11 protein-coding genes are annotated in these 11,853 nt (G+C 62.4%); 3 read left to right on the top strand and 8 right to left on the bottom strand.

Going from position 1 to position 11,853, the window contains the following annotated elements; all coding sequences use genetic code 11:
- From AB4136_RS31880 to AB4136_RS31845, 8 genes are all read right to left on the bottom strand, one after another.
- A partial coding sequence (locus AB4136_RS31880; RefSeq protein WP_441932207.1) for a formate--tetrahydrofolate ligase occupies positions 1 to 341 on the bottom strand: 341 nt, incomplete at its 3' end.
- A gap of 270 nt (positions 342 to 611) precedes the next feature.
- Positions 612 to 1,733, bottom strand: coding sequence for a DUF2333 family protein (locus AB4136_RS31875; protein ID WP_024925556.1), 1,122 nt, complete (start codon positions 1,731 to 1,733; stop codon positions 612 to 614).
- A 21-nt stretch (positions 1,734 to 1,754) separates the two neighbouring features.
- A complete protein-coding gene (locus AB4136_RS31870) occupies positions 1,755 to 3,041 on the bottom strand; it encodes a DUF6638 family protein (protein ID WP_036254425.1) in 1,287 nt (428 codons plus the stop codon).
- A complete protein-coding gene (locus AB4136_RS31865) occupies positions 3,041 to 4,951 on the bottom strand; it encodes an AAA family ATPase (RefSeq protein ID WP_024925554.1) in 1,911 nt (636 codons plus the stop codon). Before AB4136_RS31865 ends, AB4136_RS31870 begins: the two co-directional genes overlap by 1 nt.
- A gap of 35 nt (positions 4,952 to 4,986) precedes the next feature.
- Entirely contained in the window at positions 4,987 to 6,132 is a 1,146-nt protein-coding gene (locus AB4136_RS31860; RefSeq protein ID WP_024925553.1) for a hypothetical protein, read from the bottom strand.
- An 88-nt stretch (positions 6,133 to 6,220) separates the two neighbouring features.
- Positions 6,221 to 7,309, bottom strand: coding sequence for a hypothetical protein (locus AB4136_RS31855; RefSeq protein WP_024925552.1), 1,089 nt, complete (start codon positions 7,307 to 7,309; stop codon positions 6,221 to 6,223).
- 138 nt (positions 7,310 to 7,447) lie between these two features.
- On the bottom strand, positions 7,448 to 7,789 hold the full coding sequence (locus AB4136_RS31850; protein WP_373426400.1) for a c-type cytochrome: 342 nt from the start codon (positions 7,787 to 7,789) through the stop codon (positions 7,448 to 7,450).
- Positions 7,790 to 7,915: 126 nt separating this feature from the next.
- On the bottom strand, positions 7,916 to 8,527 hold the full coding sequence (locus AB4136_RS31845; protein ID WP_024925550.1) for a thymidine kinase: 612 nt from the start codon (positions 8,525 to 8,527) through the stop codon (positions 7,916 to 7,918).
- Between the two features lie 207 nt (positions 8,528 to 8,734).
- Between AB4136_RS31845 and choX the strand changes: the two genes are divergently transcribed.
- From choX to choV, 3 genes are all read left to right on the top strand, one after another.
- Positions 8,735 to 9,658, top strand: a complete 924-nt coding sequence (gene choX, locus AB4136_RS31840; protein ID WP_441932203.1) for a choline ABC transporter substrate-binding protein — start codon at positions 8,735 to 8,737, stop codon at positions 9,656 to 9,658.
- A gap of 125 nt (positions 9,659 to 9,783) precedes the next feature.
- Entirely contained in the window at positions 9,784 to 10,638 is an 855-nt protein-coding gene (gene choW, locus AB4136_RS31835; RefSeq protein WP_024925547.1) for a choline ABC transporter permease subunit, read from the top strand.
- Entirely contained in the window at positions 10,635 to 11,816 is a 1,182-nt protein-coding gene (gene choV / locus AB4136_RS31830) for a choline ABC transporter ATP-binding protein (RefSeq protein WP_137901399.1), read from the top strand. Before choW ends, choV begins: the two co-directional genes overlap by 4 nt.
- Positions 11,817 to 11,853 lie beyond the last annotated feature (37 nt).

The raw sequence follows: 11,853 nt of genomic DNA, 5'->3' as shown, positions 1-11,853 counted from the left end.
CCGCCGGCGGCGCCGCCCTTGACGCCGAAGTTCGGACCGAGCGAGGCCTCGCGGATACACACCACCGCCTTCTTGCCGATGCGGTTCAGGCCATCGCCGAGCCCCACCGTCGTCGTCGTCTTGCCTTCGCCGGCCGGTGTCGGGTTGATGGCGGTGACCAGGATCAGCTTGCCGTCCTTGTTGCCTTTCACCGACTTGATGAACTCGGCCGACACCTTCGCCTTGTCGTGGCCATAGGGCAGCAAATGCTCGCTCGGTATGCCGATCTTGGCACCGATCGCCTGGATCGCCTGCTTCTTCGCGCCGCGCGCTATCTCAATGTCGCTCTTATAGTCGGCCATAAGGTGGTCTCCCAAATCGTCAGGTGGCAGGCGCGGCATTGGCCGCCGGTGTCGGGCTGCATAGAAGCCGAGCGGGAGGCCATCCCGCCGTCTCAAAACAGCCGCACAATACGCGAAATGCGACAGGGTCGTTTAGAGCGAATAGCGAATAGGGAGTAGCGAGTAGGCAAGGCCGGAGCGTACATTAAATCCTGCTTGCGACATGGCCGCAGCCGGCTAATTTGTTCGCTATTCGCTATTCGCTATTCGCTATTCGCTATTCGCTATTCGCTACTGCGAAAGCACGCTGCTGATTTCGACCATGTTCGAGCGGACGCGCAGGATATAAAAACCCATCGTCGTCAGATGGGTCGCGAAGATGCCGGTTTCGTCGCTGTTGGCGATGATCCAGGGCTGGATGCGCAGCGCCGAGACGAACTGGGCGTCCATGGTGTCCCACAGGCTCTTCAGGTTCTTCTGCTTGATCACGTCCTCGAAGTCAGCCTGCGCGGCCTTCATCAGCCCGTAATAGGCGTAGAGCTGGCCATAGGCGAACCAGAAGCGGTCATCGGCGCGGAAGTCGAAGAAGCCGTAATCGTAGTTCTCGGCGCGGTCCTTGAGGATGGCCGAGGTCGAGCCGATGTCTGAGGCGATACGGTCGATATATTGCTTGAGATTGTCGGCGCGGGCGTCGAACACGGCCTGGCAGGTGGAAAGCCTGCCGTTGAAGGCGCGCAGCTTCTTGATGGCGTCGCGATAGTAGCTGGGCGTCGGCGTCTTGGGGCCGAACGGGCTGAAGCCGAAATACCAGGTGGCTTCGTCGAATTGCAGGTTGCCGCGGGCTTCCTGCAGGTCGCCGTCGATCTGCGAGGTGGTGCGCACGCGGCCCATATTGTCGGCAAGCTCGGTCGATGTGCGACGCACCGCCTGGTTGATGCCGCGCTGGAACGAGGCCTTGTTGTCCATGAACGGCGTCTTGTCCCAGTCGTAGCCGAACAGCCCGACCTTGTAGAGGATCATCGACGAGATCCAGGCATTCTGGTTCACGTTGAAATCGGTCAAGTCGGCCGTCATGTCGGCGATCGCCGAGCGCGCGCAGGATTTGGTCGTGTCGGTGCCGCCGCCGGCCGTCACCTGTTCGCCGGCCGAGACGTCTCTCTTGGCGAAGTCATATTTGTTGACGTAGTTCGGATCGAAATTGTTCCACCATTGGGTGGCATAGAAGAAATTGGCGTAGAGCCCGATCAGCACGAGCAGGGCGGCACCCAGAATGGATTTGAGCATCCAGCCCCGCTGAAAATACCAGCGGCCGACCCACATGAACGGCCACAGCGCTATGCCGATCAGAAAGCCGATACCGCGGCCGATCCATTGAAACATCCGGGTGAAAAAGTTCACGATCGGATCAAGCATGCGGTGACACCCCTCGTCGGTTCAGTCGGCCAGGCCATAGAGACGGGTCCTGAACGTCGCCTTGTCCCTGAGATATGTGGTTTTCAGGACATCGACAACATGCGATCGCCATACCTCGCTGTAGCCTTCGTAGTCGCGATAGAAACCCTGCTTGTTGAAAATGTAGCGGGACACGAAGTCCGACGGCACGAAATCGGAGATCAGGCGGTTGGTCAGCCAGGCGTCGGGATGGCTTGGTTTGGCGCGCACCACCAGGAAACGCTGCTGCGGCTTTACCTCCTCGATCTTCAACCGGCCAAGCTGGCCGATCTCGCGCTTGGCGGCGTTGAGGAAGGGGAAATTGCCGTCGCGGTTGATCGCGTCGGCGTGGTTGTGGATCCAGGTCTGCAGCCACACCTTGTCGACGCTGGAGAGGTTGCGGTCCGGATCGGACTGCCAGATCAGGTCGCGCACCACCATCTCGGCGCGGTGCTCGAGATAGCCGGAACTCTCGACCCATGACGCGCGCGGCAGTTCGATGCGCCCGGAGGTGGCGAGGAACTTGAAAACAGTGTCGGCGTCCTTGATCGACAGGTAGCTCACCTGCCACGGCCGCGAGCGGCGGAAACCGGGCGCGGCGGGGTCGCCGACCACCGTTGTCACGTCCTTGTCGACGAAGACATAGAGCCCGCCGAAATGGCTTGTCCAGTATGCGTTGTGGCGGAAGATGACCTGGTCCGGCACCAGCGCGTTCTCGCGGATATCGCCGGTGACCTTGGCCAGTTCCACCATGCGGTCGAGCATCTCGTTGTCGCGCCAGGCGTCGGGTTCCTGTTTCAGGCGATCGACCAGGGTGCCGAGTTCCGCCGCCTTGCCGAGAACGTCTTCGGCCGAAAGAACGCGGAACTCGACCTGGTTGATGGACAGGAGATCCTCGATGTCCTCGACCTTCGAGACGGAATCCTCGATCTCGCCATAGAGCACGTCCTTGATGGTCAGCGCGTCGATGGCGCGGCTGTTCCTGGACATGAATTCGAACATCAGCTGCGAGGTGTTCGAGAAGGCGGTGTGCACCACCGGCAGATCGATCTGCGATGGGGTGAGGATGATGAAGCGGCGGTTGACCCCGTTCGGATCGAGATAGGCCTGGTCTCCGCATTCCTCGGCGATCTCCGGCGAGAAGCCGGTGCGGTCGATATGGAAGCTCTCCAGCCCCGTCGGCTTCAGGCCGAACGCGGCGAGTGCCTTGTTGTAGCGCCCGATCAGATGCGGCTCGTCCACCGTGAGCAACCGGCCATAGATCAGCTCGTTGTCGCGCAGGAGGTCCATCAGGCGTTCCACAGCCCCTTCTTCTGCAACTCCGCCATTTCGCGCGCGGCGCGTTCGCGCAGCCTGGCGTCGCGTAGAAGTTTGTCCACCGCTGCGTCGTCGGACTTGTCGGCGTAGCGGAACTCCGAGTCGGCGTAGCGGTTGATCTCCTGCATGACCATGTCCATGTCGAATGGCCCGCGCAGTTCCTCGATCATCGCTTTCTTCTCGTCATAGGCCTTGTGCATGAAGGCCTCGGGCTTTTCGAACCATTCGTCGGGAAGTTCGATGTCCATCGCCCGCATCTTGATGGCGTCGGTGACGTTCTTGATGGCGCGGCCGGTGAAGCGCGGTTCTGCTTCCTTGATCATGTGCAGATAAGTGCCGACGTCCTCCATGGTCTTGGGCGTGCCATTCTCCTTGGTGAAACGCTCGAAAACTCTTACGAGCCCGTCTTCCCGAGGTTTGGCGTGTTCGCCATAGGCTTCGGTCACGGCACGCTGGATTTCCTGCGCGGCGTAAAGCTCGTGGTCGCCGAGCGGGATCTTGTGGTTTTTGCCGGCCAAAAGCACGAAGATGTCGATGTAGTCGTCGCGGGTCTGCGGACCGTCGACCAGCCAGCGGGCGCCGGCGCGCTGGCGCAACGCGTCGTCGACGTTTTCCGGATAGTTGGAAAACATGCCGAAAGAGCAATTGCCGCGCACCACCGTGCCGGCACCGGCAAAGGCGTCCATCAAGACGCCGGTGATTTCCTGCTGGCCGGCGGAAGCCCGGTCGTCGGAGCGTTTGGCCGCCACCTGGTCGATGTCGTCGATGGTGCCGAAGCCGATGGCGCGCGGGTTCAGCACATTGTTGATGAACTGCCGGCAATTCTGGCCGGACTTGCCCTGGTAGGACGAGATCTGGTCGACACCGAAATTCTCATAGGCGAAGGGATAGCCGGCGACCTTGCAGTAATCGTTGACCAGGCCGGCGATCATCTGGATCAGCGTGGTCTTGCCGGTGCCGGGTGCGCCGTCGCCGATGAAGGTGAACAGGAAGCCGCCAAGTTCGACGAACGGGTTGAGCTCGCGGTCGAAGTCGTAGGCCATCAGCATCTTGGCCAGCTTGATCGACTGGTATTTGGCGATGTGGTTGCCGACGACTTCTTCCGGCTTCTTGAAAGTCATCACCAGCGGCTTGGCACGCTTGCCGGGAGCGACGTCGAAACCGTCGAGGATGAAATCGTCGGCGTCGATGCGGATATGCGCGTTCTCGAAGGTGCCCAGCCCGTCGAAGCGACCCTTGCGGGCGAGAAGCCCGTCGATGGTAATGCGGGCGAAGCTTTTCGCCCGCGCCAGCAGGTCGGCATCGTCCTTGGCGCCCGACAATGCCCGGTCAAGGCCGGCCACCAGCGACTTGACCGCATCCTGCGGCGTGTCGAACAGGAGATCGGGCTCGGCGATGTCGTTCGGCGCCTCGCCGTCGCTGTCGATCGACTGCGTTAGGTAGGACGCCAGCGCAAAAGCCGAAACATAGGCGGAGGCCGACAAAAGTTTCTTGAAATGGCTGGCCTCGTCGCCTTCAAGCGGCGCGCGAGCGTTCCTGGCCTGCAGGCTTTCGAGGTCGGAGCCTTCGGCGAAAATGTCGGCGACCGCCAGCGCGATCGCGATGCCGCGGCGGGCGCGGTAAAGCAGCGTGTGCTGCGGGATCGACAGCAGCTGATCGTCCGGCCGCACGGAGGCAACCGTTCTTACCAGTTCCACCTCGCGTGTCTTGCGCACCGAGCCGGTCGAAACCGTCGAGACGAAGCGGCGACCGGTGCCGGCGAGCGCCGTGCCCTGTTCGCGGGCGGGGTCTTCCAGCACGACGATGCGGGTGATGAAGCTCTGCGCGGTGGCGCGATGCTTTTCGATCGCCGCTTCGGAGATGGTGGTCAGGCCGGTATCCATTCGTCCCCCGTCAAGCCGTCTGGTTCGGATGGTCGCTACACATCCGAAATCACCCGTCCGCCGGACAGGATATGGACCTTGTAGCCGCCGAAGATCTTCTGCGCCTCGCCGGCGGCGTAGAGCGCCTGATAGGCCTCGTGCGGCACAAGCGCGTGGTTCTCGTAGCTGGAAACGCCCTGGCGGGTCGCTTCGAGATCGTCGGTGTTGATGAAGAACTCCTGCGTGGTCTTCTCGCTGGAGAACAGGCCGCGCCGGCCGGGCTTCTCGCCCTTCGAATAGACCTCCTGGATCGTCCAGGTCAGCAGCCAGGCATTTTCGGGCTTGCGCACCTTGGCCAGCACCTCGGTGACGGTCGAATTGTTGTCGGTGATGCCGGCCGAATAGAAGGGCCCGAGCACCACGCGCCGCAGCTGTTTTGGATGCAGTGGCTCGAAATCCTTGTCGAGATTGACGGCGATGGTCAGCGGCGCCAGCGAGTAGGACGAGTTCTTTTCGGTGAAGTCGTCGAAGCGGCGGGCAAGGTCGGGGTTGAGCAGGCCGTCGACGGGCAGCGGTATCTCGACCTTCTCGTTCAGGCGTCCGTCCTTGTCGACCAGCTGGCGCACGATGCCGTCGGAGGAATCCTCGACGGTCGCCATATAGATCAGCGGCAAATTGGCGGTGCCGTCGAAGCTTGCCCAATGCACGAGATAATAGGGCAGGCCGGATTTCGGATTGACCGAGACCTTGGCGGTCTGCGCCAGGGAGAAGGGCGCGAAGGTCTCGCCGCTCTTGATGTCTTCCAGGTAAAGCCGCTCGGCCATCGACTTCTGGAGCGCTGCCGGAAACTCCTTGTGGCGCAGGATGAAGTCGGCCATCTCGGCGCGCAGTTCGCGGGCCGAGGGGATCGTCGCCAGCCGGCTATCGGCCTGCCGGCGGTCGTTTTCCAGTTCGAGCAGGTTCTGGAACACCGGATAGCCGCTTTCGGCGCGCGAGATCTTGAACGTCTCCATGAAGCCCAGCCGGTTGCGCCAGCAGGTGAAGGATTTGTCGAGCCGGGCGATGTATTCGGCGACGATCTTGGCGACGATGCCGTGCCGGTAGAGCGGCGAGCGGTCGTCGCGCATGAAGATTTCCAGCCCCGACAGGGCGGCCGTGATGGCCGAGAAATAGCGCTCGGCCGCTTCGGTCTCGACGGTCATGGCTTTACTCCCTTCCAGGCGAAGGGATGGCGGCTATGGGGGCGATCGGAAGAAGGCATTGAATGCGGACAGTCCTGTCGTGTCGTGGTCAGGACTGCACGTAGTTCGCGGCGTTGTGCTTCTTCATCACATCCTCGAAGCGGCGCGAAAAGGCATCGTCGGCCAGCTTCTTGCGGCGCTGGATGTCGGCGGTCGCCACCATGTTCTTCTCATGCATCTCGAGCAGGTCGCCAATGTGTTTTTGCGCGGCGGCGCCGATGCCGGCCATGGTCTCCTCAGCCGTGGTGTCGACCTGCGAGCCCAGTGTGTTGATCTTGTGGGCGACATCCTGCTGGGCGGCTGTCTTCAGCGAATCCTCCAGCGCCTTGTAGAGCACGATACGCTGCTCGGTATCGATGGTCAGCTTGTTGATCAGCGTCGACTGCGCGGCGATCTGGTTGTTGAGCGAATCCACGAAGGTCTGGAACATGGACGTGTAGCGCTCCAGCGTCTGGCTGGCCGCCAGCAATTCCTGCTCCTTGGCCTGGCGCTCGTTGTATTCGGTGGCCAGTTTGGAGCGCTCGCTCTCCAGCGCGGTGCGATCCTTCTGGCTGGTCGAGGCGGCAATCCTGTTCTCGACGTCGAGCAGCATCGGGTTCAGTTCCATGATGCGCTTCTGCACGGCTTCCAGCTCGGTCATGGTCGCCTTGCGGCGCTCGATCACCTGCGAAAGGCTGGCCTCGGAGGTCTTGTAGCGTTGGTCGAGCACCTGCTTCTGCGCCTTCAGGATGCCGACGATGGTGTCGGACTTGGCCAGCAGTTCCTGCAGGTTGCCGGCCAGCGACATGTTGCGCACGCGGTCGGTGCGCAGGCGTTGCTTCTTCTGGGCCGAGAAGATGCCGACGAAGTTTTCCCAGCCGGTGTAGTTTTTCATGCTCTCGAATTCGGCGCCGAACACGTTGGTGGCGTCCTCGAGGCCGATGATGAGGTCGGCGATGTTGGCTTCCATCGTCTTTTGCTGTTTCAGCACGTCGTCGATGCGGGCGTTCTCGATGTCGAAATTGGCATCGCCGATCTTCTTGTCGGCCTTGGCGAGCGTGTCGAGCACGCTACCGGACTGCTCGATCTTGGAGCGCATCTCCTCGACGACCTGCTTGGTCTTGGCAATCTCGGTGTCGAAATTCTGCAATGTCGCCATCGGGTCCCCCTAGCGGTGTCAACACGGACCTGCACGCGACAGGTTGCGGCGAATATATGGGGGGCGATTGGCGATTGAAAGACAGGCCAGGCGCTTTCGCCGCAATGCGGCCGATGTCGGTGGTCTTTCGTTCGCCGCTTACGGCTTGGGGTCGGCCTTGAGATAGGCGATCACATTGGCGATGTCGGCATCGTCCTTGAGCCCGGCGAAGCCCATCTTGTTGCCCGGCACCTTCGCCTTCGGCGCGCGCAGATAGTCGGTCAGGGTTGCTTCGCTCCAGACAAGACCGCCACCGCCGGCGTCTTTCATGGCCTGCGAATACCGTGACAGATAGCTCGGCGCGCTGCCGGCGGCGCGGCCGATGACGCCCAAGAGATGCGGGCCGACCCTGTCCTGCTCGGAGGTGGCGTCGTGGCAGGCCATGCAGCGGGTGAAGACCTTCTTGCCGGCCGCTGCGTCGCCTCCGGCGAAGGAAGGCATGGAGATCAGCACGGAAATCAATGCGATGGCTGGGCCGAGCGCCTGGCGGGTCATGGGTCTTCCTCGGATCGGTTGGCCAACCGTATCAGCGTCGTGTTGCGGCGGCCAGAGTCCCGTTCGCCGCGGTCAGGGCCGCGTGAAGCCGATGAAGTCGTCCGGCTGGGCACGCCCCATCTCGTCCTCCCAGTGGCGACGGCAGAGCGACACGTAGATGTCCTTGCCGATGGCGACCTGTTCGCCCTGCTTGGCGACCTTGCCGTCGGGGCCGAGCCGCACGACCATCGTCGCCTTGCGCCCGCAGCGGCAGATGGTGCGCACCTCGCGCAGATCGTCGGCGAGCGCGAGGAGGGCGCGCGAACCGGTGAAAAGATTGCCCTGGAAATCGGTGCGCAGGCCATAACACATCACGGGGATGCCCAGCCGGTCGGCAACGCGGGCCAATTGCCAGACCTGCGCTTCCTCGAGGAACTGCGCCTCGTCGACGAAGACGCAATGGACGGTGGTGTGCTCGTGGTGTTCGGCGATGCGGGCATAAAGGTCGTCGCCGTCGCGGAACATTTCTGCCTCGGCTTCGAGCCCGATGCGCGACGAGATCTGCCCGGTGTCGCCCTTGCGGTAATGGCCGGCGACGAACAGCATCGTCGTCATGCCGCTTTCGCGATAGTTGTAGGATGCCTGCAAGAGCATGGTCGTCTTGCCGGCATTCATGGTGGCGTAGTTGAAATAGAGCTTTGCCATGGCCCTTTATGCAGAAGTTGTACGCGGCTGCGAGGGGCGCTTTTCGGCCGTCCACCAAAAAAGCTTAGCCGTGTCGCTGATCGGCCAATGCGCGCCGTCAATCGTATCTCGTGGTGCTTGAAACGGCACAAGAATGGTGTTTGGCTGACATAACAAGGCCAGGCGTCGGATTCCGCTTCGCCGAACAGACACAATGGGAGAAAGTTCATGTCGCGTATGAAGTCTTTCGTCGCAGGAATGAGCCTTGCGGCCTTCCTGGCTACCGGTACGGCTTTCGCCGGGGATGCGGAGAGCTGCAAGAAGGTCCGTCTGTCGGATGTGGGCTGGACCGACATCCAGGCAACCACGGGCGTGGCCTCCGTGCTGTTGACCGCGCTCGGTTATCAGCCCGAGGTCATCCAGCTTTCGGTGCCGGTCACCTATGCATCGCTGAAGAACAAGGATCTCGACGTCTTCCTCGGCAACTGGATGCCGTCGATGACCAACGACATCAAGGACTACACCGCCGAAGGCTCCGTCGAAACGATCAGCCAGAACCTCACCGGCGCCGGCTACGGCATCGTCGTGCCGTCCTATGTCGCCGACGCCGGCGTCAAGACGCTGACCGATCTCGGCAAGTTCGAGGGCAAGATCTACGGCATCGAGGCCGGCAATGACGGCAACCGTATCATCCTCGACATGATCAAGAACCCCGCCGACAATCTGCAGGGCTTCGAGCTGGTCGAGTCCTCTGAAGCCGGCATGCTGACCCAGGCCGAGCAGTCGATGAAGGACAACAAGTGGATCGCCTTCCTCGGCTGGACGCCGCATCCGGTGATGGGCGCCATGAAGATCACCTATCTCGACGGCATGGGCAATTCCGGCTTTGGCGCCGCCACCGTCTCCACCAACGTGCGCAAGGGTTACCTTCAGGAGTGCCCGAATGCCGGCGCCTTCATCAAGAACCTGAAGTTCAATCTGGATATGGAAGGCCAGATGATGGACTCGATCCTGAAGGGCAGCGATGCCAACAAGACCGCGACCGAATGGCTGAAGAAGAACCCCGACGCGGTCAAGCCTTGGCTCACTGGCGTGACCGCCTTCGACGGTAGCGACGCGGCTGCGGCCGTGAAGACTGCGATCGGCGGCTGACCGACCTCGCCCCTGGCGGGCGACGCTAAAGGGGCAGCCGCCCGGCCGGGGGCTGCCCTTTTCCATATCCTGTGACAAGATGATCGTTCGTGCGGGGCGGACGGCGGCGCGAGATGGGAGGGCAGATGGATCCGGTTTCAAACTTCCTGGTGACCTGGAAGATACCGATCGGCGCGTGGGGCAAGGCGTTCTTCACCTTCCTCACGGATAATTTCAACAGCATTTTCCGTGGCTTTTCGAACGGGTTGAACACGCTGCTCGACAGCATCGTGAGCCTGCTGCTCGTCATGCCGCCGGTCCTCGTCGTGCTGTTGATCGCGCTGCTCGCCTGGTGGCTGCAGCGGTCGAAGGTGCTGGCCATCGGCGTGTTCCTCGGCCTGCTCTTCATCATCAACCAGGGCCTGTGGAAGCAGACGGTGCAGACGCTGGTGCTTGTGGTTGCCGCTGCTGCCGCCTCGATGGCGATCGGCGTGCCGCTCGGCATCTGGGCCGCGCACAAGCCGAAGGTCTACAAGGTGATGCTGCCGGTGCTCGACCTGATGCAGACCTTGCCGACCTTCGTTTACCTGATCCCGGTGCTAACCCTGTTCGGTCTCGGCAACGCGCCGGGCCTGATCGTCACCATCATCTTCGTCATCCCGACCGCGGTGCGCCTGACTCATCTCGGCGTCACCTCGGTACCGACCTCGATCATCGAAGCCGGCCAGGCCTTCGGCGCCACCAAGCGGCAATTGTTGTGGAAGGTCGAGCTGCCGGCGGCGCTGCCGACCATCATGGCGGGCCTGACCCAGTGCATCATGCTGTCGCTGTCGATGGTGGTGTTCGCCGCGCTGATCGGCGCCGGCGGTCTCGGTACTGAAATCAACCGGGCGCTCGGCTCGCGCAGGATCGACCTCGGTCTTGAGGCCGGCCTTGCCATCGTGGTGCTGGCTATCGTGCTCGACCGCATGACGCGCATTGGCGTGGGAGGCAAGAAATGAGCGTCGCCGTCGATTTCAGGAATGTCGATATCGTCTTCGGTCCGGACACGGCCGACGCGCTGGCAATGGTCGACAAGGGAGCGACCCGCGCCGAAATCCTCGAGCAGACTGGCAATGTGCTGGGTTGCGCCGGCGCCAACCTCACTGTCAACGAGGGCGAGATCTCGGTGCTGATGGGCCTGTCAGGTTCGGGCAAGTCGACGCTGCTGCGCGCCGTCAACCGGCTCAACATCGTCAGCCGCGGCCAGGTCATGGTCAAGAATGGCGACGGCATGGTCGATGTCGTCTCCTGCGACGAGGCGACGCTCCGGCAGTTGCGCCAGCATCAGGTCGCCATGGTGTTCCAGCAATTCGGCCTGCTGCCCTGGCGCACGGTCGAGGAAAATGTCGGGCTCGGCCTCGAACTCGCCGGCGTGCCGGACGCCGAGCGCAAGACCCGCGTCGACAAGCAGCTCAAGCTCGTCAACCTCGACCCGTGGTCGAAGAAATACGCGCATGAACTGTCGGGCGGCATGCAGCAGCGCGTCGGCCTGGCGCGTGCCTTCGCCACCGAAGCGCCGATCCTGTTGATGGACGAGCCGTTCTCGGCGCTCGACCCGCTGATCCGCACCAAGCTGCAGGACGAGCTCCTGCAGCTGCAGAAGACGCTGAAGAAGACCATCATCTTCGTCAGCCACGACCTCGAAGAGGCGCTGAAGATCGGCAATACGATCACCATCATGGAGGGCGGGCGCATCGTGCAGTCCGGTCCGCCGGAAGACATCGTACTGCGGCCCGCCAACGACTATGTGCGCGACTTCATCGCCAATGTGAACCCGCTCTCGGTGCTCACCGCCTGGAACGTCATGCGCGACCGCCGCGATCTGGAGCAGGCCGAGGAAGGTTGGATCTGGCTCGACCGTCGCAAGACCACGCGTTTCAAGATCGACGACCATGGCCTGGTCGCTGCCGCCGAGCGCGACGGCAAGCCGGCGGTATGGGTTTCCTGCACCGAGGTCGAGCGCCAGCCCGACGAGGCGGCGCAGGTGTTCTGGGCAACGCCCGGCACGCCGCTCAAGACCGTGATGCTGGCCATGCACCGCTCGCAAACGGCTCCGGTGGCGCTGTTCGACGACCAGTCGCGCTTCGTCGGCGCCATCGGCATTCGCGATGTTCTCTCGGCGGTTCTGCGCCGATAGGTTCGTGTCTTTCCGGACCGGTGTGCCGAACGAACGC

This window comes from Mesorhizobium sp. 2RAF21 (genome assembly GCF_052115345.1).
Lineage (GTDB): Bacteria > Pseudomonadota > Alphaproteobacteria > Rhizobiales > Rhizobiaceae > Mesorhizobium > Mesorhizobium terrae.
This window is presented reverse-complemented; position numbering and strand designations above follow the sequence as displayed.